Origin of the sequence: Spirosoma luteum DSM 19990, from assembly GCF_000374065.1 — a bacterium.
Lineage (GTDB): Bacteria > Bacteroidota > Bacteroidia > Cytophagales > Spirosomataceae > Spirosoma > Spirosoma luteum.
Genome location: NZ_KB893290.1, coordinates 175,552 through 200,713, shown reverse-complemented (window position 1 = coordinate 200,713; position 25,162 = coordinate 175,552). Strand labels below are relative to the sequence as shown.

General features: G+C 52.8%; 21 protein-coding genes. 13 read left to right on the top strand and 8 right to left on the bottom strand.

Annotation, left to right across the window (positions count from 1 at the left end):
• Positions 1–20: 20 nt before the first annotated feature.
• From B156_RS0124275 to B156_RS0124265, 3 genes are all read right to left on the bottom strand, one after another.
• Positions 21–917, bottom strand: a complete 897-nt coding sequence (locus tag B156_RS0124275) for a hypothetical protein (RefSeq protein ID WP_018622401.1) — start codon at positions 915–917, stop codon at positions 21–23.
• A gap of 127 nt (positions 918–1,044) precedes the next feature.
• Positions 1,045–2,160, bottom strand: a complete 1,116-nt coding sequence (locus B156_RS0124270; protein WP_018622400.1) for a hypothetical protein — start codon at positions 2,158–2,160, stop codon at positions 1,045–1,047.
• Between the two features lie 199 nt (positions 2,161–2,359).
• A complete protein-coding gene (locus tag B156_RS0124265; RefSeq protein ID WP_026261026.1) occupies positions 2,360–2,899 on the bottom strand; it encodes a hypothetical protein in 540 nt (179 codons plus the stop codon).
• Between the two features lie 185 nt (positions 2,900–3,084).
• On the opposite strand from B156_RS0124265, the gene moaA reads away from it, so the two are divergent.
• Positions 3,085–4,065 carry a GTP 3',8-cyclase MoaA gene (gene moaA, locus B156_RS0124260; RefSeq protein ID WP_018622398.1) on the top strand — a complete coding sequence of 327 codons (981 nt, stop codon included), beginning with the start codon at positions 3,085–3,087 and terminating at the stop codon, positions 4,063–4,065.
• A 219-nt stretch (positions 4,066–4,284) separates the two neighbouring features.
• Here moaA and B156_RS0124255 read toward each other — a convergent pair whose 3' ends face one another.
• Complete coding sequence (locus tag B156_RS0124255; protein WP_018622397.1) at positions 4,285–5,244, bottom strand: ABC transporter substrate-binding protein; 960 nt, start codon at positions 5,242–5,244, stop codon at positions 4,285–4,287.
• Between the two features lie 667 nt (positions 5,245–5,911).
• Positions 5,912–6,841: a polysaccharide deacetylase family protein gene (locus B156_RS0124250; protein ID WP_026261025.1), complete on the bottom strand. Its 930-nt coding sequence runs from the start codon at positions 6,839–6,841 to the stop codon at positions 5,912–5,914.
• 232 nt (positions 6,842–7,073) lie between these two features.
• Between B156_RS0124250 and B156_RS0124245 the strand changes: the two genes are divergently transcribed.
• The 3 genes from B156_RS0124245 to B156_RS0124235 all read left to right on the top strand — a co-directional run bounded on the left by B156_RS0124245 (position 7,074) and on the right by B156_RS0124235 (position 8,926).
• Positions 7,074–7,673, top strand: coding sequence for a hypothetical protein (locus B156_RS0124245; RefSeq protein ID WP_018622394.1), 600 nt, complete (start codon positions 7,074–7,076; stop codon positions 7,671–7,673).
• A 247-nt stretch (positions 7,674–7,920) separates the two neighbouring features.
• Positions 7,921–8,244: a winged helix-turn-helix transcriptional regulator gene (locus B156_RS0124240; protein ID WP_018622392.1), complete on the top strand. Its 324-nt coding sequence runs from the start codon at positions 7,921–7,923 to the stop codon at positions 8,242–8,244.
• 61 nt (positions 8,245–8,305) lie between these two features.
• Positions 8,306–8,926 (top strand): hypothetical protein, encoded by a 621-nt coding sequence (locus B156_RS0124235; protein WP_018622390.1) that lies wholly within the window; start codon positions 8,306–8,308, stop codon positions 8,924–8,926.
• 44 nt (positions 8,927–8,970) lie between these two features.
• Here the strand turns inward: B156_RS0124235 and B156_RS0124230 are convergent, their stop codons facing one another.
• The gene (locus B156_RS0124230) at positions 8,971–9,783 is read right to left on the bottom strand and encodes an outer membrane beta-barrel protein (protein ID WP_018622388.1); all 813 of its coding nucleotides are present in this window, start codon (positions 9,781–9,783) and stop codon (positions 8,971–8,973) included.
• An 8-nt stretch (positions 9,784–9,791) separates the two neighbouring features.
• Entirely contained in the window at positions 9,792–11,138 is a 1,347-nt protein-coding gene (locus B156_RS0124225) for an SGNH/GDSL hydrolase family protein (RefSeq protein WP_018622387.1), read from the bottom strand.
• A gap of 201 nt (positions 11,139–11,339) precedes the next feature.
• Here B156_RS0124225 and lysM point away from each other — a divergent pair, with 201 nt between their 5' ends.
• The 8 genes from lysM (at position 11,340) to B156_RS0124185 (ending at position 22,896) form a co-directional block, all read left to right on the top strand.
• The gene (gene lysM / locus B156_RS0124220) at positions 11,340–11,801 is read left to right on the top strand and encodes a peptidoglycan-binding protein LysM (protein WP_018622386.1); all 462 of its coding nucleotides are present in this window, start codon (positions 11,340–11,342) and stop codon (positions 11,799–11,801) included.
• 122 nt (positions 11,802–11,923) lie between these two features.
• Complete coding sequence (locus tag B156_RS0124215; protein ID WP_018622384.1) at positions 11,924–12,832, top strand: DUF937 domain-containing protein; 909 nt, start codon at positions 11,924–11,926, stop codon at positions 12,830–12,832.
• Between the two features lie 151 nt (positions 12,833–12,983).
• Positions 12,984–13,868: a S1 family peptidase gene (locus B156_RS0124210; RefSeq protein WP_018622383.1), complete on the top strand. Its 885-nt coding sequence runs from the start codon at positions 12,984–12,986 to the stop codon at positions 13,866–13,868.
• A 71-nt stretch (positions 13,869–13,939) separates the two neighbouring features.
• The gene (locus B156_RS0124205) at positions 13,940–15,025 is read left to right on the top strand and encodes a M20 family metallo-hydrolase (RefSeq protein ID WP_018622382.1); all 1,086 of its coding nucleotides are present in this window, start codon (positions 13,940–13,942) and stop codon (positions 15,023–15,025) included.
• A 92-nt stretch (positions 15,026–15,117) separates the two neighbouring features.
• A complete protein-coding gene (locus B156_RS0124200; RefSeq protein ID WP_040586308.1) occupies positions 15,118–16,470 on the top strand; it encodes an alpha-L-fucosidase in 1,353 nt (450 codons plus the stop codon).
• 99 nt (positions 16,471–16,569) lie between these two features.
• Complete coding sequence (locus tag B156_RS0124195) at positions 16,570–16,956, top strand: hypothetical protein (RefSeq protein WP_245563815.1); 387 nt, start codon at positions 16,570–16,572, stop codon at positions 16,954–16,956.
• A 240-nt stretch (positions 16,957–17,196) separates the two neighbouring features.
• Complete coding sequence (locus B156_RS0124190) at positions 17,197–21,624, top strand: CusA/CzcA family heavy metal efflux RND transporter (protein WP_018622377.1); 4,428 nt, start codon at positions 17,197–17,199, stop codon at positions 21,622–21,624.
• 24 nt (positions 21,625–21,648) lie between these two features.
• Complete coding sequence (locus B156_RS0124185) at positions 21,649–22,896, top strand: efflux RND transporter periplasmic adaptor subunit (protein WP_018622376.1); 1,248 nt, start codon at positions 21,649–21,651, stop codon at positions 22,894–22,896.
• Positions 22,897–22,997: 101 nt separating this feature from the next.
• Here B156_RS0124185 and moeB read toward each other — a convergent pair whose 3' ends face one another.
• Positions 22,998–24,137, bottom strand: coding sequence for a molybdopterin-synthase adenylyltransferase MoeB (moeB, locus tag B156_RS0124180; protein WP_026261024.1), 1,140 nt, complete (start codon positions 24,135–24,137; stop codon positions 22,998–23,000).
• Positions 24,138–24,302: 165 nt separating this feature from the next.
• On the opposite strand from moeB, the gene B156_RS0124175 reads away from it, so the two are divergent.
• Positions 24,303–25,070 carry a 3-keto-disaccharide hydrolase gene (locus B156_RS0124175; protein ID WP_018622374.1) on the top strand — a complete coding sequence of 256 codons (768 nt, stop codon included), beginning with the start codon at positions 24,303–24,305 and terminating at the stop codon, positions 25,068–25,070.
• The last annotated feature ends 92 nt before the right edge of the window (positions 25,071–25,162 follow it).

The window sequence follows — 25,162 nt, the reverse complement described above, 5'->3', positions numbered from 1 at the left end:
CGGCTGATTCTTCAGAACGGCTATTTTTTGAAATTGATTTGGTACAGCAGACCCAGCGTATAACTGGTACTTTGCCCTACGTTTAAGCCATCGACAACGTAGCCTACGCGGGCGTTTACGCCGATGTTGTGAGGCTGCACTTTTCCATACCAGCCAACAGAAGTAATCTGCGTGTTGTTGGTAGGAAAAGGCATATCATTCCGGCGGATATTGTCGCCAGTCAGGCAGGATGCCTGTTCGGCCCATACTTCCGTTTGCCAGACACGGCGCAACACGCCCAGACGAACAGCGGCATCGTACGTGTTGGGTACCTGTACCTGATTGGTATTGTAAACCCGGTCATTAGCCAGGTAGGCATCCTGATCTATTTTGCTATTGCTCCGCCAGCCATAACTGCCGTGGGCGGTCAGATACAGTCCTGTTTTGGATTCCCGATAGCTGGCCAGCAACCGTCCCGTAACGGTACGGCACTGTAACCCAACGGACATCGGCAGGAAATTAGGTACGTAGTTTCCCAGGGGAATAGACCCGCCTACGATGGCATTGAGTGAAAATCCACCTGCCTGTACTGCTTTCACTTTCAGCCAGACTGATAGATCCTGAATACCATGCTGCCCCATCAGGTTGCCCGCGCTGGTGCTGGTCCATACGTAGGGCATACTTAGAATAACGTTCACCCGATTGCTGATACCAATTGCGGGCATGAGCATTACGCTCTGGGTTATGTGCGTACCGATGTTGAGATTTTCCCGCTTAAGCGTATTCTCCCAGTACTGATTCCAGGAGCTGTAGCCGTACATACCGGCTACACAAATTTGTTTTTTACCCATGTAAATCGCATCGTGGGGCATCTGTGCTTTGGCCGGAAGGGACAGTATAACCACGGCGAAGATGAGGTATCTTATGCCTTTTTTCATTGATTGAAAGGTCGTTAAATGCAACGTTCGTGAGCCGCCAGATGGGCTGGCGGGCCCCAGTACGAATGAGTTAAGGTACGAAGTGAGCACCGGGCGAAAGCAAAAGAGACCTTCGCCCGGTAGTAAATCAGAACCAGCGTGAGAGGTTAATTGATACCAGATAATCGGCAAAGGCAGCATCGCCGTGTTTCAGGCCCAGGGGGTCCAGCCGGTCGGCGTAACTGGTGATGCGGTTGCGGTAAACGGCGATGGGTACTGTGGCAGCTACGGATGTTTTGTGCCGCATATACGACAAACCGGGCTCAACGGAAACGATATAACCGGGTCGACGGAAACCCGAACTGCCACCAAACGCATCTATAGCCGGGACGCCTTCTACCCGGCCACCCAGCATGATGGCCAGGCCAGGAACGGCTTTGATTGACTGACTCAGACCAACGCGGGCGGCAAACTGGTCGGCTACGGAGAAAGTACCCGTTACCAAATCGGGCGTGGTGGATTCGGGACTACGAACAACGCCATTCGTTTCGCATGGGTTGAACAGGTAAAAGCCATTGGCATAGGCCGTCAGGGTTTTGGATAGGGAGGCATACCCCTGTAATTCGACGCTGGCGCCTACACCCCCATCGCCGAGCTGGATAGACTGGTCAACGGGTTTGTTGATGGTGTAATCCTGACCTTCCTTGGTCAGTTTGTGGAAATTGTCGGTAGCCGCAAAGTTACCCGTTGGTAGTTTTACGCCCAATCCAACGGCCAGATTGGCTTTGGGAAGTTTAACCGGATTGACCAGCCAGTAACTACCCGAAATCCGTATATCGCCAATGCCTTTTGACGTAGTATGGAACCGTTTCTGACCGGGGTTCTGCGCCAGGGCGTTGCCGTAATGTTCGTACAGAGACGAACGGTCATTGGCCTGAACAGGCAGATTCACCGAGAACGACAGCCGTTGATTTACCATGTAGGTAATGCCCAAATCGAGCGCGTGAGACACGTTAATTACGTTCGTGCCCTGTTCTACGCGCTGTTTCTGCTCGGCGTCGCCCACAAAATGCTTGTAAGACCGAAAGAATCGGTAACCCGCCGATACCTGCCAATGGCCGGTACGCTGTTTGAAGTAATCGGCAGAACCAGCCGGAGCCGCACAACTCATGTGCCGAACGGCTATGCAACCCTGCGCCGATGTTGCGGTATTGAAAATAAGTATATAGGCCGTTGCCAGAACGACGGTAAAAATCGTTTTCATGATTGGAAATGTCTGAAAAATCAGATTGAATGGACTAAGAGTTGATCCCTGTTTTTAAGTATACAAGGGAGGAAAGCCAGGCCGGGAGGCACAGCTTACCAGAGATGTTACCGGACAATGAAACCACCGGCAAGTATCCAATGCGGTAACGCATCAGCTACATCTGGTAGACAACAGTAGTCGGCAACAGAAAACAACCTTAGCACTCGGGCGGGGGCGAATGAACGGGCAGGGCACGCGTAGCAACCACGAAAAAATGGCTGGGTATACGAATGGCCTCGCGCCAGCTGGGGGAGAGGAAACTAAAAATAGCCCGCGCTGTTGGCGAGTATTCTTTCAGCAGATATTTGAGGAATTGATTGGCCTTTTGATGCGAGTCGGCAGCACCGGCAACGTGGTTGTTCAGGAACGACAGCAAATCACTTTGCCAGAACGAAGGGCTTGTCGATTCCAGCCCCGCGATGTGCAGCATTTCGCCCACAACGTCAATGCTGACAACGGAGTAATAATGCCCCCGGTAGCTGAAACCATCCGCCGTGGTACGGGTAATGGCATTCGCATCGAGCTTGTCTTTCAGGGGGATTTGAAACTCCACCATACTATCCACCGACCGATATACCGAAAGCCGCTCCGACAGGTCGTGCTCTGCCTGCCACCACGTACCCACAAACACCAGCACGTAAGCCAGTGTATGGTACACAAGGAGGGCAAAGAGACCGATGGAAACTAGTTTCTTCAAAATAACGGGAGGTAGACCTGAATCAAAAGTACTAATTAATCGCCACAAATTATAAGTATATGGTCAGCGCCTGAACAGCCCGGCGAATATGATTAAAGATAAATGGGTGAAAATACACTTTCACTCCCTGGGTTGCCCTGCTCGTTGTAATTAAAAACAGTAGTTTTGTGTTAGTCCAGCAGCGTATGATTTACGATAACCACAACCGTCCTATTACTTATCTCCGGCTGGCAGTGACAGACCGCTGCAACCTGCGGTGTTTTTACTGCATGCCCGAAGAAGGCATCAAATACCTCCACAAAAGTCAGGTGCTGACCTACGAAGAAATGGAGCGACTTGTTCGGGTGCTGGCTCGTTTGGGCGTAGAGAAAGTGCGGATTACGGGGGGAGAGCCATTCGTGCGGGCAGGGTTGATGGATTTTCTACACCGTCTGGCAGCTATTGATGGACTCAAGGACATTTCCCTGACTACAAACGGGGTACTGACCGCTCCCCACGTTGCCGATTTGGCGGCCCTGGGCGTTAAGTCCGTTAATCTGAGCATGGATACTCTGGACCGCGAACGGTTCCGCACCATTACCCGCCGTGATGAACTGCCCGCCGTGCTGAAAACCCTCGACGCGTTGCTGGACGCTGGTATTCAAACAAAAATAAACGCGGTGGTGATGGATGGACAGAACACGCAGGACTTGATTCCGCTGGCCGACCTGACCCGGACCATGCCTGTTGATGTGCGCTTCATCGAAGAAATGCCGTTCAATGGTGAGGGGAGCCATTACCCCGTGCTGCACTGGACGCACAACCGCATCATCGACGAAATAAGGAGCCAGTTTCCGGCCCTGGAAAAGCTTCCTGACCCGCCCTTTTCGACCTCGGCTAACTACCAGATTCCGGGCCATCAGGGTACAATCGGGGTTATTGCCGCTTTCAGCCGTACCTTCTGCGGGACCTGCAACCGCATACGTATGACGGCGCAGGGGACGCTCAAAACCTGCCTGTACGACGATGGCGTGCTGGACGTTCGGGCACTGCTGCGGTCCGGTGCATCGGACGATGGATTAACCGCAGCTTTTCTAAAAGCCTTCGCGCACCGCCCGCTCAACGGTTTTGAAGCCGAGAAAAAACGGAGCACCGTAACGGAATCCATGTCGACCATTGGGGGGTGAGAGCAGATGCCGGTTGCGTTTGTGCAAACCAGTAGTGAATACTATCGCCTTCGTACCGCACTACGTAAGACGCATACACTTTCCCATTCAACCGACCGGGCCGGTCGAAACTACTGCCTTTCAGGGTAACAATGGCTACGTAAAATCCGGTGTGGTTCGTATTTAGAGCCCAGTTTAGCGCCAGACGGATACTAGTTTCCAGGTAACAGCCGGATTCGTTTACCAGCGAATACCGGCCGGTACGGTTTCCAGGTATTCGTTGGTGAACAGGCTATCAACATCCATTTTCTGGATCAATTCGCCGGTGGAATCCGTTAGCATCCGGTTCCGTATCATCCAATTGACGAACGATACCCAGATGTTGCGGTGCATATGGCCCCATTGTCCTTCGGGGTTCAGGTAATAGCCCGAAACCATTTGTTGACTCTGCTCCACAAAATTACGGTTGTTGAGCGTAGGGTGGTTGGCCGTTTTGATAAGAATCCGGGCAGCATCGTCGGGGTTCCGGGCGGCAAACTGGAAACCAGCCGCCGTTGCTTCCAGAAAAAGGCGCAGGGCATCGCTATTTTCGTTGACCCAGTCGCGGTGAGCCGTTAGTACCGGATTGTAGCTGTACGGAATTTCGTATTCATCAAACAAAAACTGGTTCAGATCAACCCCATCGATATAGGCTTTCACACCCTCCCAGGTCAGCCAAACCCAGGCCGCATCGACTTCGCGGGTTACCAACGACTTCCAGATACCCGTCCAGGCCGATTTGTGCGCTACGAAGGTTCCCCGGCCGTCGTCATTCTGAATCAGCTGCCGTATAATATCCTCTTCGTAACGGGCGCCGTAGGAGGCATACACTTTGCCGTCCAGTTGCTGCGGTCGTTCGATTCCACTTTCTTTCAGGGTAACAATGGCACTGATATCGCGGGCGAGTACGGTGGCCACCGCTACCAGCGGAACACCATTTGTCTGGTAGCTTATAACACTTTCTGACGGAGTTATCGCTAGGTGCGCATCGCTTTGCGAAACCCGTCGGGCAGGCATTTTCTGGTAGTCTTCTTCATCGGGAGAAACAAACTGCACATCAAGACCGGCCTGCTCGTAGGCACCCTTGGCCAGAGCAACGTAAAAACCGGTATGGTTGGTATTGGGGGTGCGGTCGAGAGCCAGGCGAATAATTGTTTTCATACACTACAGCGCTGTTACGGCTAATTTAACTATCCTGAACGTATAAGGTTTTTACAGATTTAAACAGCGTTATCGGGCCATTTGGCTGTCTGCATATCATCTGAAGTATGTTTTATAAGCAATCGACGGGGGTGAAATACTTCCTGCGTCCGAAATCTCTGTGATGAATGCTAAAAAAACGGCTAAAAGTTTTATCGAGGTCTTTTGTTCTTCTGGTCCTTGCAATGGGCGTTTTTGTTGCGTTCAACACGAATGTTACTCGGTTTGGCCAACGACGATTACCTGAGCCGGTTCACTGTCGTTTTTCACCACCGTCATTCGCTGGCTCGAAGTTGACGAGTGGTATAATGTTAGACAACGTGTGCCTGGAAAAGCACACAGGAAAGATAGTATTCAGGTGTTGCTCCCACTTAATGAATTCTCGTGCCGGACAAAATGGCCGAAGAGACTGGAAAGCGGCCACCCTGTTTTGCGGAAAAATAAAGTAGGAAGGGGCACGCCTGGTATAGGGGCACGGGCTATACCAATGGAACTGTACCCGACAAATTCGCCTTGCCGTACGTTGTAGTAGGCATCAGGCGGGCGGGAAGTTTTACGGGTCTGTAGAGTTCGGTTTACGGTTTACGAGTGCGTCAGCTAACCGTAAACCGTAAACCGAAAACCAAAACTATTTGCCGTCGAAACTCTGATTCATGTTCCGGTAGAACGTCTTGGCACTCCATTGACCACCCGCAATGATTCGCCGGATAGTGTACAGCGGCATATCGTCATCCCGTTTGTCAGCCAGGGTGAACGCGGCTGTATAGCCACGTTTCTGAATTTCGGGAAGAACGGCGTGGCTCCACAGGCCAAAAGGATAGGCGAAATACTTGACCGGTTTACCCGTGATGGCCTCCAGTTTGGCCTTGGGTTCTTCAACCTGGATTTTCCAGTCGTCGCCCTGGTATTTTTTTACGTTGTGGTGATCCCAGGTGTGCGCGCCAACCGTGTGCCCTTTGTCCGACAAATCTTTAATCTGCGCTTTGTCCATATACGGCTGTTTGCCCCGGCGCCCAATGGCTACCGTCATGATGAAAAACGCGCCTTTAAAGCCGTGCTTATCCAGGATAGGTAAGGCCGTTTCGTACTGGTCCAGGTCGCCATCATCGAAGGTGAGCATCACTGGTTTCGAAGGTAAGGCTGCCCCTTTGGTCAGGTACGCATAAAGCTGATCGGGCAACACGGTATGATACCCGCTATCGGCCAGCATCTGCATCTGCTCCCGGAAAGAAGCTACGGGAATGATATAATCTTTTGCCCCTTTGGAATCACTACCGCGCCAGTCGCGTATCTGGTGATAGCACAGGATAGGCACCTGCGGGCGGGCCAGGATGGTAGCCGCATTGGCTATCGGCCCCGACACGTCGTCGGCTGGTTTGGTTTCCGCATCGGGCGATGAGGGAGACGTTTCGGCCTGCTCTGCCACTTTTTCAGAACTTGTGGTGGTTTCGCTTTTAGTCGAATCCGAACCTTTGGACTGACAGCCCGTGAGGCCGCTGGTCAATAAAACAGACAGACAAATTGCCGCTGCGAAAGAGAGTGTTTTACGTATAAACATAATTTGTTCTATATGGTCCAAAATTACGGAAAAAGTAAATAATACTGATTCAGATTCAAAAAGACGTGAGAGAAAGGACTTAAGTAGGGTCGTATCTGCCAGAATCCTGCCACCTGACTCTTGCGTCTATTTTCATTCGATAGTAAATTTTCTTCGTTATTTTGGGCGAAATTTTCGTTTCAGGAAATTGGTTTTGTAGCCAAAAGAGCGTGGCTGCCGTTGTAGTTACTTCATGAGAAAAGCACACTGTATTCTCTACTGTTTTACGCTTTTCGCCTGTTCGGGCGGAGAAAAAGCTACCCAAACGGCCCCTGTCGATTCGGGCCGGGTGTCTGATACCATCCCGTCAACGAAGCAAGTTGATGGGCTAGCCAACGAACCGAAGCCAGAGCAGGGTGCTCCCACCCGTTCTGTAAACTGGCAATATGAGAAGACCGTAAACCAGGCAGGAGAAACCATTTATAAGGCAACGCTGGGTTCGCCAACGGTGCTTCAGTTTGGCTTTCCGTACACGGGTGGCTCAACAGCCGCGCTAACCATCCGGCAGCGGCAGCAGCAGGCAACGGTGTATTTGCAGGTAGCGAACGGGCAGTTTAACCGGAGTTTTCAGGGGGGGCATGTCCGTATCCGTTTCGATGATAAACCGGCGGTAACCTACGCGTATTCGGCGGCTGAGAACGGGAGTGCTACCATCATCTTTTTCGATGAAGCCGGGAGGTTGATCCGGCAACTGAAAGCGGCCAGAAGAATGGTTATTGAGGTTGGCTTTTATGGACAGGGAAACCGGCAGATTGAGTTCCGTACGGCTGGCCTGGTGTGGAGCCATTCATAAAGCTTTTTGGTGTTTTCTATCTGGCATCAGCGTGCCTGGAAAAAAAAGACAGGACTATTCTGAGAGGAAGAATGTGCATTGCTCCCAATATAGAATAGAGTAGTTTTTGTTCGGCTTACAGGATGTTACGGAAAGGTATCAGGGATTAGGTACAAATACTTATCTTTGCTTATAGTCTTTCAATTGTCTCCCAGTTAATGCGCTACCTACTAAAAAGTAAGTACCGCGTCTTTATGAATAACCGTTTATGAATCTTGAAAGTGTGGATACGGAGCAGTTATCCCTCAAAAAAACCTTAGATATTGTTTGTGGGAAATGGCGATTATACATCGTCTATCAACTTGGTACCGAAGCGCGCCGGTATGGCGAACTAAGGCGTATGATTCCGGAAGTGAGTGAAAAGGTATTGGTTCAGGAGTTGAAATCACTCGTTGAACTGGGCATGGTGGAGAAAACGATTTACGGCGAAGTGCCGCCCCGGGTTGAATACTCGCTGACTAGGAAAGCACTGGAAATCTTGCCAACGCTACGTAAACTCACTGCCATTGGCGAAGTATTCCTTGAACCCTAGATAACTGACTTTTTTTGACTTCGGCTCGTTAATTGATAGCACAGAATCAAAAACAGAGTCAATGAATGTAAAGCTGTGTTGTCTTTTTATCGGTCTGGCCGGGTTATTGCAATCGGCCCAGGTAAACTGGCAGCACGGGAGTATATGGCCAATCCGGCAATCGTGGCTAACACAAGCTGGTATTACAACGCTGGATTATCAATACGATAGGGAACTTCAGTTCAATATCTACCGGTTTCTTGTATCCGCTCCCGATAGTGGTCGTGTCCGTACCGTAACCGTCAAAGCTTACCGGGGCGAACTGCTGCTTACCAACTTTACCGTTCGGGTGGATGGGTCGGTGAGCGGCACCGAGGTGGCGGACCTGGATGGTAATCGTTTTCCTGAATTGTACGTGTTCAGTACCAGCGACGGCAGTGGTTCATTTGGCCGCGTATATGCCTGGCAGTTCATGCCCGAACGCAAAGCCGATATTTCGCTCCCCCGCAACTGGCTACCAGAACCTGTGCAGGGGTACATGGGGCACGACAGTTTATGGATCGAGAACAACATACTTTGTCGGAAGTACCCGATTTATCGGGCTGGCGATGCCAATGCGCTATCATCGGGCGGTTCCCGGTTGGTGCGCTATCAACTGAAACCCGCCGGAACAACCTACGCGCTAACCGCGAAACAGGAATAGCGGGGTTAATCGCCACGGGCTAACCCCGTTGAAACGGCTGGCATCTAAAACAGTTTGTACCCGATGGACAGGGTGGCAATGCCCAGAAAGCCCTTGATACCCTTGTCTTTATATACGCCACCCACCGGCAACGCATACCGTAAATCGACATCCAGGAAAGGGAGTGGTGTGTAGCCAACCCCTAATTCCAGCGCGTACGTAAAATCTTTGACCTCCAGGTTCTGCGCTTCGTACCGGTTCAATAAATTCGTGGTGCCGGTAGTGGCCGGAATGTCCGTCTGGGGAAAGGCAACGGCGCTGTTGGCATTCAAGATTCCTCCTGTGTTACGCGTAGCCGTTGCTTTCTGAACGAATATGAAGGTAGGACCGGCATAGCCGCGTAATTTCCCATCCATCCAGCGTTTGCCAAACAGAATAGGAACATCCACCGCTTCCAGAACAGATTCCGATACTACGTTCAGCGTAGCATTCAGTAAACCGGGCTGTACACTGACGGGCAACGCATTGGCCAGTGCCGGATTTGCATTGACATCGACCGTGATAACGCCTTTCTGTTTCAGCACGAAACGGTTGTACGTTACCTCCGCCTGAATAAAGAAGGCCGGGAAGTTTTTGCGTGCCCACAGCCCACCCGAATACCCTAATCCAATGCCGTTGCTTTTATTCTCCAGGTCCGGTACCTGCACACTCCCTACCGCTTGGCCGGGTATGGTGGTGAAGCCGTGCGTAAAGGTGACTCCCCCTTTAACGCCCCCCTCTATAGCAGAAAAAAAAGAGGATTGGCCCGAATTTTGAGCAATAGCCGCCGATGCGCTGAGTACAAACAGTGCGGTAATTAAAAATTGATTGGTTTTCATCCGTGCGTTTATTGTTGCAGCAATACCCGGCGGTAGCTGGCCGGATTGACCTGAGCAATGGTGGAGCCGTATTTGGCATTGATTCCTTTAATAAGTTCATTGGCCATCAGCGCGTAGCCAGCCGGGGTGAGGTGGATACCATCCAGACTGAATACGCCCCCCTGAATGAAGCTGGAGGTGTACGTAATCCCATTCTGGGTCAGGCCAGCAGCCCCCCCAACTTGTGTCAGCACCGTGTTGGGGTCAACATAGGCCACGCCTTTGCTGTCGGCCTGGGCTTTCATAATTCCGTTGAATGCGGCAATGCTGGCGTTCAGGGCTGTCACTTCACCCGCGTCCAGCACTACATTGTTCGGCAGGGGATTCGTTGGACTAAGGCCGTAAGGACCATTCTTGGTGCCTACCGCTGTGTTGCCGATACTGGCGTAATTCGTTGCATTGGGTATCATCAGCAGGTCACCCGCCTGCGTAGTCCGAACGCCAGTGGTGGTTTGAATGTATAATGCCGTAATAGGGGCAGCTGGCTTCAGCAACAGGTTGACCTGGGCCAGCACCAGGGGGATAGCCAGGGTAGAAAAGTACGGTGCCGTTATAATGGATGGAATACCAACCACAACGCCTTTCCGGCCCCCCTCGGTTAGCTTGTTCATGATGGCCGTAAAATTGGTGGTGAACAGGGCTATGGGAGTTAAAGGCGTTATACCACCGGATGTAGCAAACCCAAGCGCATCGTTATTCCCCAGCCAGCACGAGAAGAAAGTAGCATTGGTGAGGTTGTTACTAACGTACTGAAAGTAAGTCGCTGTCGGGTCGGCAACGAGTCGTTCGAAGAACGGATTACCTGCCGCCGAGCCGTATCCAACCGTCAGTATATCGGCGGTCCGAATACCGGGCACACCAAGGTTCTGATTGGCATCCGTAAACTTGGTGTACAATACACCGCCGTTCGTGCTGGTTCCCCGTACCGCGCCGGAAGCTACCTGCCCAATGGAGGTAATTATACTGGTAGGATCGGCCAGAGAGGGTACCCGGATAAGTTTCAGATAGCCCGAACCCGCGGCCTGGGCTTCGGTAAAGAGCGGCTGCGTAAAACTGCCCCCGCCCACCGTGGCAAACTGCTCCGCCAGTATACTGGGGTACGAGTTCAGTTGACCATCGCGGTAAAGCCCTCCATCGGCATAACCGGCCGTAAGCGAATTGCCCACCGCTACATATTTGGTAAAATCGGCACTACCCCTGGTAGGAGGGATGACGTTACTACTGGCATTGGGGTCAATGTCGTTGTTTTTGCAGGCATTCACACCCACTAGCAGAGCTAGTACCAGGCCCCACCGAGACCAATTAATGCTGTACATTTGAAAACGTAGTATACACCTAATGGAAAGAACACAAAAGTAATGGCTTTATGCGCGTGAAAAGCAGGCCGCACGTCAGAACAACGGGCTCGTTGAAAATAATAATAAACAAACCATAAAGTAGCGGTGTTGTTTGGCAGTAAGTAGTTGATTTAATTGCCGACTATTCACTTATTGTTTCATTTTAACTATACTAAACCAATGGGTCTTTTATCATTTTTTAAGGGCGTAGGCGAGAAGATTTTTCATAAAGAAGATGCTCAGCCAGCCGAGGCTGCCAAAGTTGAACCCGTTCGGGCGCAGGCATTGCTCGATCATGTTAAGAAACTTGGTCTGGCTTACAACACGCTGACGGTTAAAACAAACGGAGATACAGTTACCCTGACCGGGTCGGTCAAGAAGCAGGAAGACGCCGAGAAAATTGCGCTGGCCGTAGGCAACGTAGAGGGTGTATCGGCTGTCGATAACCAGTTGACGGTAGACGAGCCAACCCCGGAAGGCAAATACTATACCGTAAAATCGGGTGATTCGCTGTCGAAGATTGCCAAGGAAGTGTACGGTGATCCCATGAAATACGGTGTCATCTTTGAAGCGAACAAACCGATGCTGAAAGATCCCGATCTAATTTATCCGGATCAGGTATTGCGCATTCCGCAATTGTAATCCATAATAAGTCATAGTTGAAAACGGGGTGAGTTCGGCCAATTGGCAAACTTACCCCGTTTTTATTTCCGAACATTTGGGGGTAAGCCTGGTTTTACTGGACATAACTCAACAAAAAAACCATGGCCGTCCATCTACTATCGTACCTGAAAGAGCAGTTTACACCGGCAGTAGTCGATCAACTCAGCAACGAACTAAACGAAACACCAGCAGGCACCCTCAAAGCCATCAATGGTGTAGTGCCAACGCTGCTAGGAGGACTCACCCGGCAAATTCAATCAACAGGAGGAGCTTCGTCCATGATTGCGTTCTTCGATAAACAGGAATATGAGTCGACTCCGCTGGAGATGAGCCAATCGGTCGGGGAGAGCCCCGCTGACGCCGAAAAAAGCCAGGCCGGGAACGCTTTCATCAACCATATTTTTGGCGATAACCTGACCCGCACTATTGAACTTATCAGTGTATACAGCACGACAAAAGCCCAATCGGTTTTGTCGATAATGACCCAGACGGGCACCGTGCTGATGGGTGTTTTGGGACGGCAGGAGCAGGACAAAGGCCTGACGGCCGAAAGCCTGAAAACCCTGCTTCTAGGGCAGGCGTCGGAGTTCAGGCAGGCACTACCCGGCGGGCTGGATGGCGTGGGGAGCTTACTGGGTTTCGATGAACTGGTGACGCCCACCGGGCCGGAAACCGAGGTGCAGGGAATGGACAACCTGAGCGGAACAGTCGTTAACCCGAATATCCCGAAAAGTGCCGAAGGAGATCGCCGGAATGAAAACAAACGGTGGCTGCGCTGGGCTTATATTGCCATTGCCGTGCTGATTGCTGTCCTGCTGGTGCAGAAGTGCAGTCAGAATCAGAATGGCGTAGATGGCATCAGTACGGATTCTACCGCCCGTGTGGAATCGAACGCCGTGGAGGATACCTCGGCCGCTACCAAACAAAGTATCCGGGAGGCCAACGGGCAGGTGTCTGACTCAACGGCTCCGGGGCCGCTCGGCATTCGCGACTCAACAGCCATAAAATAGCAGGTTTGTGGTTTACCGTTTGTAGTAGTTCATTCTCTGATGGCTATTTCACGGGGTGCCTTACGCAATTATAAACCGTAAACCACAAACCTTAAACGGTTGGCTATTCTTATCTTGCGCCGAATTATAGTCAATCCGTAACTACTCTTTTATGTTTGTTGACGCCATTGAACGCGTTGATCTGTTTACCCGACCCCTGCATTCGATTGTCAGACTCTATGGGCACGACGTGGTAGTGCCGGGCACGGCTACCCTTTTTTTTGTGAATCAGGAAGGGTGCGCCGTTACCTGCAAACACGTAGCCGACCTGATTGCCCAGGCCGATTCTATTTTTCAGAATTACCGGGAGTTTCAGGGTGCCCGCAAGGCTGTTTTGCGCGACAAAAACGCCAGTCATCTCATCAGTCAGCTGGAAGCTAAGTATAAGCTTAGTGTCGACACCATCATTCGGGTCCGGAATAACTTTGTCGGCTGTGTCGATCAGTTTCAGCAACTGCACATAGACCGGCACCCAACGCAGGACCTGGCTCTGCTTCGTTTTGAGGGGTTCAACCGAATCCTGTATAAAGCATACGCTACGTTTCTGGGCGATACCAGCCGGATAAAACCGGGCCGCAGCCTGTGCCGCCTTGGATACCCTTTTCCCGAATTTACCAATTTTCGCTACAATGCCGCCCTCGACGATATTGAGTGGATTAGTACCGGACGAGCCACGTCGCCTTCCTTTCCCATCGACGGTATCGTGACCCGTTTGTCGGGTGATGGCAACACAATTTCGGGTATAGAACTGAGTACGCCCGGTTTACGGGGGCAGAGTGGAGGGCCTCTGTTCGATACGAACGGGTTGATTTATGGGATGCAGTCAGCTACCAGTCATTTACACCTCGGCTTCGATATTGAAGACCACGAAGTACTCATCAACGGCCGGAAACGGCGGGTCTCCAACTACCCGTTCCTGAACGTTGGCCGGTGTGTTCACGTAGACGTAATCAAGGCGTTCCTGCGGGAAAAAGGCGTTACGTTTTACGAAGGGTAATCGCTTTGCCGATGCCTGAAAAGCATTTATAAATCCGTTGGCCTTATCTTTGGGCAACCAACGCTTTTTGTATGACGCAACCGGATGTTCAACACCTAAAGCAAACTACGCTCCCGGCCGATGCCCTCGCCCTGCTAAAACGCCTGATAGCGACCCCATCGCTCAGCCGGGAAGAAGACCAGACCGCCCGGCACATCGAAGCTTTTTTTGCGGAAAAACGAATACCATTCGAGCGGTTGAAAAACAACGTCTGGGCCAGAAACCGTTACTTCGACCCCGCCAAACCAACTATTTTACTGAATTCCCACCACGATACCGTCAAACCCAATCCGTCCTGGACGCTGAATCCATTCGAGCCGCTGGTGCGGGATGAAAAACTGTTCGGGCTGGGCAGTAATGACGCGGGGGGCTGCCTGGTGTCCTTACTGACCACCTTTGCGTGGTTCTACGACCGGCCCGACATGGGGTATAATATCGTGATGGCTGCCACCGCCGAAGAGGAAATATCGGGTCGCGATGGGCTGGAACGGCTTCTGCCCGACCTGCCTCCTATTAGCTTTGCTATCGTGGGCGAACCCACCGAGATGCAGTTGGCCATCGCCGAAAAAGGGCTGCTGGTACTCGACTGCACGGCGCACGGCGTGAGCGGTCATGCCGCACGCAACGAAGGAGAGAACGCCATTTACAAAGCAATTCAGGATATAAACAGGCTGATTACCTATCAATTTCCAAAGGTGTCGCCCACACTTGGGGCTGTAAAACTTTCGGTGACCATCATCAATGCCGGTACGCAGCACAACGTGGTGCCGGATACCTGCATGTTCACGATTGATGTACGGGTAACGGAGCAATACACGCTCGAAGAGGTGATTGAAACCATCCGGGCAACCATTCAGTCGGATGTGAAACCGCGTTCCATCCGGCTCAAACCCTCGTCTATCCCCGCCGATCATCCCATTGTGCAGGCTGGACTGGCGCTGGGCCGACACACCTATGGTTCACCCACCACCTCCGATCAGGCCGTGCTCAACTGCCCGTCGCTCAAGTGCGGGCCGGGGCATTCGGGCCGGTCGCATTCGGCGGACGAATTTATTTACCTTCGGGAAATTACGGAGGGGATAACCGACTATATCCAGATGCTGGAACAGGTCATCTAACAAGTGTAGAATGAAGAGTGGAGAATAGGGTATAGTATTTTCACCCTTTATACGCTTCTCCCCATCAGTAAGTATAAGGTTCTATGAAATACATGAAAGCAGTCCATTCTCTATTTTTCTGTCTACTGGTCGCCACTCCATTACTGGCGCAGCCCACGGTGAAACCTTCTCCCCGCCAACTGGCCTGGCAACCGCTGGAAACCACCGCTTTTCTGCACTTCACGGTCAATACCTACACGGATAAGGAGTGGGGAGATGGCACCGAAAGTCCGGCCATTTTTAACCCCACCAAACTCGATGCCCGGCAGTGGATTAAAACCCTGAAAGAGGCCGGGTTCAAGATGGCCATCATCACGGCTAAACACCACGATGGTTTTTGTTTGTGGCCGTCCAAAATGACCGACCACTCGGTGAAAAGTAGCCCCTGGAAGAATGGGAAGGGGGATGTAGTTAAAGAAGTAGCCGATGCCTGCCGGGAATTTGGCCTGAAATTCGGCGTGTATCTCTCGCCCTGGGACCGGCACGAACCCCGGTACGGCACGGCGTCGTACAACGACTACTACAAAAGCCAGCTTCGCGAACTGCTCACAAATTACGGCCCGGTTTCGGAGGTCTGGTTCGATGGAGCCAAGGGTGAGAATGCTAAAGACATGACGTATGATTTCGACGGGTACTGGGCCATCGTGCGCGAATTACAACCTAACGCCGTTATGTTTTCGGATGCCGGACCGGATGTGCGCTGGGTAGGGAACGAAGCGGGCAACGCGGGCGAAACCTGCTGGTCGACCATTGACACGACCGGCCTGGCACCCGGCAAAGCCGACTCCAAGTACCTGAACCGGGGCGACCCGGCGGGTAGGCAGTGGATTCCGGCCGAAACGGATGTATCTATCCGGCCCGGCTGGTTTTATCACCCCGCCGAAGATGCGAAAGTGCGGTCGGGTGCCAATCTGGTAAACCTGTATTACCAGTCGGTGGGTCGTAATAGTTTGCTATTGCTCAATGTGCCCCCCAATCGGGAGGGGTTATTTTCAGAGCCGGACATCGCCAGCCTGAAGGCGTTTCGCAGCATTCTGGACGAAACGTTCAAGAATAACCTGATAGCAAAGCAACCTAAACTGACCGACGGGAAACTGGCTACGTTCACGACCCTGGCGGCTAATCAGCCGCTGGTGCTGGAGTTAAACGGCGAACAAACCGTCGACCGGATAGCCATTCAGGAAAACATCGCCACGGGCCAGCGGGTCGCTGCCGGGAAGGTCGAGTATTGGAACGGCAGCGACTGGCAGCCCCTCCAGACGTTTACCACCGTAGGCTACAAGCGACTCATGCGGTTTCCGGCGGTGAAAGCGACCAGGTTACGGCTATCCTTCACGAATACCAACGGCCCCGTACAACTGGCCGAAGTGGGCGCGTACAAGGCTTCGGCGCGGGAGGAGAAATAAAAGGATGTGCTGTTAAACTGATTCTAAATTGGTACTAATTCATTACCCTACATAAACTTTTAGGAGGTCGTTACGTTAAGCACGTGAAGACCAGTGCTTATGAAATCAATGATTGCCTGTTTGCTGGCGTGCCTGATGATGGGCAGCAGTTTGCTGCCCGGCTTTGGCGTGGAACAGTCTACCAAACTGGTTGTATTGATACAGCACTTTCAAAAACACGCAAAAACGGAGCCTGGTCTGGGATTTGTTGATTTTATGGTGATGCACTACGGCGAAAACTCCGAGCATCAGAAACACCACGACCATAGTCACCACAATTTGCCGCTGGCTGGTCATGCGATGCCTGTTTTCGCTCCGACCATGCTTCGCCTGGGCATTACACTACCCGCCCCCGTTGCGTTTCTCTCGCGGGTTGCCTTTTTCCGGTATACCAATCTCTATTCGTTTCTTGCGATTTCCTCGTTGATTAATCCCCCCCGACGCTGATTTCTGCGTAGCCAAAGGCCGCACTGCGCCCTCACCGGGTGTATACTATCTTTCTATTTTCTTCCTGATTAATTACCCTGTAAATAGGTTTTGCCCTGGTTCCGGCCACCGTATATAGTGGGGCGGCCCGTGCTGAGGACGCTCAAACGGTTTGGTTTAAGGTGTCCCGTTCGGCACCGGCTGCCCGGCCCGGAATAACAAAAACGCACGGACAGGGTGCTAACAAAGTCGTAAGCCATCATGCTGAACGCCATCATTCACTTTTCCATCCATAATAAACTGATTATTGGTTTCCTGACGCTGGCATTGGTCGGGTGGGGCATCTGGTCGGCCACGCAACTGCCGATTGATGCGGTTCCCGACATTACCAATAATCAGGTGCAGGTTATTACCAGCAGCCCGTCATTGGCAGCCCAGGACATCGAACGGCTCGTCACGTTTCCCGTTGAGGTGGGCCTTTCCAACATACCCGGCTTACTCGAAGTCCGCTCGTTCTCCCGTTTCGGCCTGTCTATCGTAACGGTTGTGTTTGCGGATGCCACCGATGTGTACTGGGCACGACAGCAAATTTCGGAACGGCTGCAAACCATAAGTAGTCAGATTCCGCCGGGGGTAGGTACGCCCACAATGGCACCCGTAACCACGGGCCTGGGCGAAATTTTCCAGTATACCGTCGTTCCAAAAAAAGGGTACGAAGATCGCTATACGCTTACCGACCTGCGCAGTATTCAGGACTGGATTATCCGGCGTGGGTTGCTCGGCACGACCGGTGTGGCCGATGTTAGCAGCTTCGGTGGCCTGCTCAAGCAGTACGAAATAGCGGTTGACCCCGACCGGATCCGGAGTGCGGGTATTACCATCAGCGATCTATTTGCGGCCCTCCAGCAAAACAACCAGAACACGGGTGGCGCCTACATCGACCAGAAACCCAATGCCTATTTTATCCGCTCGGAGGGGCTTATCGGTTCAGCGGAGGATATTGCCAACATCGTTATCCGGCTGAACGGGCAGAATAAGACCAGTAGTTCGGGTATACCCATCCGAGTACGCGATGTGGCGCAGGTACGCATCGGAGCCGCCGTGCGCTACGGGGCCGTAACCCGAAACGGAGAGGGTGAAACCGTGGGTGCAGTCGTCATGATGATCAAGGGGGGGAATTCCTCGCAGGTTATCAAGGACGTAAAAGCGAAAATTGCTGAAATTCGGCAAACCCTGCCCGAAGGTGTACAGATCATCCCGTTTCTGGACCGCACCAAAATGGTAAACAGTGCCATTGGCACCGTGGAAAAGAACCTGATGGAGGGGGCACTCATCGTCATTTTCGTGTTGATACTCCTGCTGGGCAACTGGCGGGCGGGCGTGGTAGTGGCTTCGGTTATTCCGCTGGCCCTGCTGTTTGCTATTTCCATGATGAATCTCTTCGGCGTATCGGGCAACCTGATGAGCCTGGGTGCCATCGACTTTGGCCTTATTGTGGATGGGGCCGTTATTATTGTAGAGGCCACCCTGCACCATATCCTGTTGCGAAATAAAGACCGGACGCTCACGCAGGAGCAGATGGATGAGGAGGTGTTCGGAGCCGCCAGCCGCATTCGGTCGTCGGCGGCTTTCGGCGAGATTATCATCCTGATTGTGTACCTGCCTATTCTGGCGCTGGCGGGGGTGGAAGGGAAAATGTTCCGGCCCATGGCCCTGACGGTGGCTTTCGCTATCCTGGGTGCGTTTATTTTGTCGCTGACCTACGTGCCGATGATGTCAGCCGTGCTGCTGAGTAAAAAAATAGAACATAAAGAGACGTTCTCGCATAAACTGATTGGGTGGATTCAGCGGGCGTATGAACCCGTTCTACTCTGGTCTTTGCGGCATCGGCTCCCCATCCTGGGGGTGGCTTTGGGCCTGCTGGTACTGGCCGGGGTGCTGTTCTCGCGCATGGGAGGGGAGTTTATCCCGCAACTCGACGAGGGCGATTTCGCCGTCGATACCCGTACGCTGGTTGGTAGTTCACTGTCTGAAACCGTCGATGCTACGTTGAAAGCAGAACGGATTCTGCTGAAGCAATTCCCGGAGGTGGAGCAGGTAGTAGCCAAGATTGGTTCCGGCGAAATTCCCACCGATCCGATGGCCATTGAAGCTTCCGATTTGATGGTGATTCTCAAGCCAAAAAGTACCTGGACCTCGGCCACCACCCGCGACGAACTGGCCGATAAAATGGGAGAGGCTCTGTCCGTCATTCCGGGAGTAACCTTCGGGTTTCAGCAGCCGGTTCAAATGCGTTTCAACGAACTGATGACCGGTGCACGCCAGGATGTAGCCCTGAAAATTTACGGGGAAGACCTGAACAAACTGGAAAAACTTGCCAATCAGGTAGGGGGCATAATCCGGGGTGTTGGCGGGGCCAACGATCTGTACGTGGAGCAGATATCGGGAACGTCGCAGATACTGATCAAACTGGACCGGAACCTGATGGCCCGCTACGGCCTGAACGTCGACGATGTGAACCGCACCATCAACACGGCCTTTGCCGGGCAGTCGGCGGGGTTGGTTTTTGAAGGCGAGAAGCGATTTGACCTGGTAGTTCGGCTGGCTTCCGAAAAACGGCAGAGTATCGACGATGTCCGGAATCTGTACATTACGGTGCCCGGCACGATGGGAGCGGGGGGGCAACAGGTTCCGCTTTCGCAGGTAGCAAAAGTAAGCATGGAGCAAACGCCCAACCAGATCCAGCGCGACAACACCCACCGGCGGGTTACGCTCGGCTTCAACGTACGCGGGCGCGATGTGGAAAGTATCGTGGCCGAATTACAGCAGAAAGTAAAACAGCAGATAAAATTTCCGCCGGGCTACTACGTAACCTACGGGGGGCAGTTCGAGAAGCTGGTCGATGCTAAAAAGCGGCTCGGTATCGCGGTGCCCATTGCGTTGTTCCTCATCTTCATCCTGTTGTTTTTTACCTTTAACTCGGTTCGGCAATCGCTGCTTATTTTTATGGCTATTCCCATGGCGGCCATTGGCGGGGTATTTGCGCTGTTGCTCCGGGGAATGCCGTTCAGCATATCGGCGGGGGTTGGGTTCATTGCCCTGTTCGGCGTGTCTGTACTGAATGGCATCGTGCTGATTGCCGAATTTAACCGCCTGCGGCACGAGGAGGGCCTGACAGACATGGTCGAGATTATCCGGAAGGGGGCCGAAATCCGCCTTCGGCCGGTGGTGATGACTGCCTTGGTGGCTTCCTTTGGGTTTATTCCGATGGCTCTTTCCAATTCTGCCGGGGCCGAAGTGCAGAAACCCCTGGCAACGGTTGTGATTGGGGGATTACTTACCGCTACCCTGCTCACGTTGATTATCCTGCCCATTCTCTACTCACTATCCGAGAAGAGGGCCGTTGAGCGGGAAGCGAAACAGACCAGAAAAGACAAGCCCAGAACGGCCCCGGTGGCAACGATTGTGACCCTGCTGCTGGTTTCAGCGGGCAGTTGGGCGCAGGTACCTCAGATGCAGACGCTCACACTGGACCAGGCTATCCAGCAGGCTGCCACGCAAAATGCCCAGGTTCAGCTTTCCGGTTTAAGCGTCAGTCAGCAGGAAGCGCTCCGCCGGACGGCTTATGATCCCGGTCGGCTAACGGCCAACCTGGTGTTGGGTCAATACAACACGCGTCGTTTCGACAATAACCTGACCGTGACCCACACCATACCGAACCCGACGCTGATGCGCCGACTGGCCGACCTCAATGACCAAACCGTGGCCGGGCGGCAGGCGGCTGCCCTGGTGACGCAAAACGAGGTGAAGTACCAGGTTAAATCGACCTATTACGAACTGATTTATCTGGCGCAGAAAACCCGGCTGTATTTGCAGCAGGACACCGTACTCACCGAGTTTGTGAAAGCCGCCACCCTGCGCTTTCGGGTGGGCGAAACGGGCAATCTGGAAAAGGCCACGGCCGAAAGCCAGTTAGCTGATCAGCGGGTCAGGCTGGCCCAGAACGAAGCTACCCAAACGGCAACCGAAACTCGGCTCCAAACGTTGCTCTACCGCACCGACCCGATAACGATACCGGAGCAGCCATTGCCCAAACTGCCGCTTTTATTGCCGACAGACAGTTTGCTGAGTGCACAGAACCCCCTCATCCGTCAGTTGGAGCAGCAAATCAGGGTAGCCCAACAAACCCGACTGGTGGATCAGGCCCGGCTCAAGCCCGACTTTATCGTGGGATTCTTTTCGCAAACGCTGGTTGGCAGTCAGCTAATTGGCGGACAGGAACTGGACTTTGGTCCTGGATACCGGTTCAACGGGGGACAGGTTGGCGTAACGCTGCCGTTGGTCAGAGGGGGCGGACGGGCGCGGGTTGAAGCTGCGCGGGTGGGCGAGCAAATAGCCCAGACCCAGTTGCAAACGCAGCAGTTCGCCCTTAGCCAGCAGGCAAGTCAGGCCGTAAAACAATACAATCTGTACCGCGATGCGCTGGCATACTACGAACAAAACGGCCTGCCGCAGGCGAATCTTATCCAGACCCAGGCCCGCCGGGCCTTCGGTGGGGGCGATATTGGCTACGTGGAATTTTCGCTGGCTCTGCAACAGGCACTGACCATCCGGCTCAACTACCTCGAACTCCTCCACCAGTACGACCAGTCGGTGCTATATATCAACTATCTGGCCGGTAATCCCTAACGTACTTTCCTGCTCATAACAGCCATGAATCAATTTCTTACAACCATGTCCGTCCGGCAACTGACCATACAACTCGTCATTGGCGTACTCATCGGTTTTTCGGCTTGTCAGTCCGACGAAAAGGGCGACGATCAGTCGGCTAATCAAAGTCAGGCAGTTGCCCCGACCGATTCGACCGAAAAAGCGGATGATGGCCCCGTGCGGGTTACACTGACGCAGGCCCAATATGAGGTGGCCGACATCAAACTGGGTCAGCCCGGCGAGCGGTCTATGCAAACGACGTTTAAAGCGACGGGTGTATTCGACGTGCCGGCTCAGAATTTAATGTCCGTTTCGGTGCCATTTGGGGGGTACATCCGCCGGATCAACCTGGAGCCGGGCATGGCTATCCGTAAAGGGCAAACCCTGGTTATTCTCGAAAATCCCGAGTACATTCAGCTTCAGCAGGATTACCTGGACACCAAAGCCAAACTGGAGTACGCCAACCTGGAATTTGACCGTCAGCAGGAACTGAGTCGTGATAATGTCAACGCCTTGAAGGTGTTCCAGCAGGTTCGGTCCAACCGCCAGAGTTTACAGGCGCAACTGGCGGGCATGGCCCAGCGACTGGCCATTATTCGTATCAACCCGGCCACGCTTACCCCCGAACGGCTCACCCGCACCATCGCGATACCTGCACCGGTTTCGGGTTTTGTGACGGATGTGCCGGTCAATAACGGACGGTACGTGAATCCTTCCGATGTGCTGGTGCAAATCAGTGACATCAGCCATATGCACGCCAAGCTGAGCATTTTTGAGAAAGATATCAGCCGGATCCATACCGGGCAACTGGTGCGGTTCAACGTAGGGGCGGATACCAGTACCAGCCGGTACGCGCACCGGGGGGATATTTTTCTGATTGGCAAGTCAATCGATGCCGATCGGACCATTCCGGTGCTGGTGCATCCCCAGGGGTACTCCGATGATTTCATTCCGGGAGGCTATATAGCCGCAGAGATAGCGGTAAAAACGCAGCCGCTACCCACACTGCCCGAAGAGGCTGTGGTAGACTATGGCGGCAAATCATACATCTACGTATTGGAAAAACGCGAAGCGACGGGTGGCAAGGCGGCTGTTTACCAGTTTCGGCAGGTCGATGTGAAAACCAGTGTGCGGGAGAAAGGCTACGTTGCCGTTACGATACCCGCTCATATCGACCCCGTCAAAACCCCCATTGTGATAAAGGGAGCCTACAGCTTACTCGCTAAGTTGAATAACAGCGAGGAGGAGTAAACAGGTTTACAGTTTACGGTATTCGGTTGGCTGACGCATCATGGTTGCTTTTTTCTACGCGTCAGCCAACCGTAAACTTCATACCGTAAACAGAATACCGTCTAATACACCTCCATCTCCGGTTCTACCGCCAGTGCCCAGGCGTTGATGCCGCCGTCCAGGTTATAAAGGTTGGTCAGGCCATCCTGTGTGTAGAGGTATTGGATAACATTGGCCGAGCGAATGCCGTGGTGACAGTACACCACTACGGGCCGGTCCGTGGGGATTCGCTTCCGGTTATTGGGGATCATGCCGATGGGAATCAGAACGGCCCCTTCCAGGTGGCAAAGGTCGTATTCGGGCCGCTCACGTACGTCCAGCAAAAAGATATTTTCGCCCACTGCCAGCCGGTCGGCCAGTTCCTGGGCCGTTATTTTCTGCGGTCCGGCATTGCCCGAACTGGGTTGAGGTATTGCCGGTGCCAGCCCCTGCCGGGCCAGTTCATCGGCATCAGCCCGGCGTTTTGTTTTGATTTTCTGCTGACTAACGGCCAGCAGGTCTACCATCAGCAGGTGCTCCGTTAGTGGCTGGCCAATGCCCGTGATGAGTTTGATTACTTCGCTGGCCTGGTAGGTCCCAATTACGCCGGGCAACACGCCCAGCACGCCCGTATCGTTGCAGTTCGGAATTTCAATATCGTTGGGGTATTCCGGAAAAAGACACCGGTAGGTTGGTCCCCGTTTGCCCGTTCCGAGGTCGGCATTGAAGACGGCTACCTGCCCTTCGAACCGATGAATGGCCCCGTAAACGAACGGCTTACCCAACGTAACGCACACATCGTTGACCAGGTAGCGCACCTTGAAATTATCCGTGCAGTCGACCACAATGTCGTACGAATCAATGATGCTGCGGGCATTGCTGATTTCGAGCGCAGTTGTATGGGTATCGAACGACAGGTCTGGATTCAGGCGGTTGAGGTGGCTGGCGGCCATTTTCGCCTTTGGTTTGCCTACTTCATCCGTCGTATAAAGTACCTGCCGCTGCAGGTTGCTAAGGTCCACCACATCGGGGTCAATGATACCAATGGTGCCCACGCCAGCCGCCGTCAGATACAATAGTACCGGGCATCCCAGCCCCCCCGCACCAACAACCAGTACGCGGGCGTTCTTAAGTTTTAACTGACCTGCCGGGCCAATTTCGGGCAGATTAAGGTGTTTTTGATAGCGTTCTTTTTCGGCCGGGACAAGCATTGTCGTTTCCATGATTGCAGGGAGTAGATAAAGCCAATGTGCTGTTGCACTAATCCAACAGATTTAAAGACCTGAAAATTGCGTTGAATCCGGCACAATCGGAAATATTTAGTTAACGTTTTATATGTGATTTTTTTAGTAGTATTGCCTCGATAAAATCCTAACAATTCTCAATCTATGGATAAAGTGCATTTTTCTGCCGGCACTACGCTGGCAACCAGTCTGCTGGCCCTTGCCCTGACACTAAACGATACCCCAACTCAGGCTTTCGTTAACCCAACCCGCCTTCCGGCATCCAGCCAGCCCGAAGCGGCATCGAAGAAAGGAAAGTGGGAAACATTGTTTGATGGTAAAACATTAAGTGGCTGGCACACCTACCTGAAAGCCGGGCAACCCGTATCGGATAAGTGGACGGTAGATGATGGAGCCATTCACCTGGCGTCGGGCGGTGCCGGTGATCTGGTGACCGACAAGGAATACGGTAATTTTGAACTGGAGATGGAGTGGAAAATTGCCGAAGGAGGCAACAGCGGTGTTATTTACCACGTTCACGAAGATCCCAAGTACAAAGCAACTTACCAGACCGGTCCGGAAATGCAGGTGCTGGACAATGAGCGGCACCCGGATGCCAAACAGGGCCGTGATAATAACCGTACGGCTGGTGCGCTCTATGATTTGCAGAAACCCGTTAACCTGGGCACTGCCAAACCCGCCGGTGAGTGGAACAAAGCCCGTCTGGTAATCAATAACGGAAAAGCGGAGCAATACCTGAACGGTAAGAAAACGGCCGAATACCCAACCAGTGGCCCCGAATGGGATAAAATGGTTTCGGAGAGTAAATTTAAGGGGTGGGAAGGCTTTGGTAAATACGACAAAGGCCATATTGCCCTGCAGGATCACGGGAATAAGGTCTGGTTTCGTAACATCAAGATACGCGAACTCTGATTTAAAGAGCGAAAGAGTGAATGAGCGAAAGTGCGAATAGCTGACGCAAAACCGTTCATCCTTTCGCTCATTCACTCTTTCACTCTTTCATT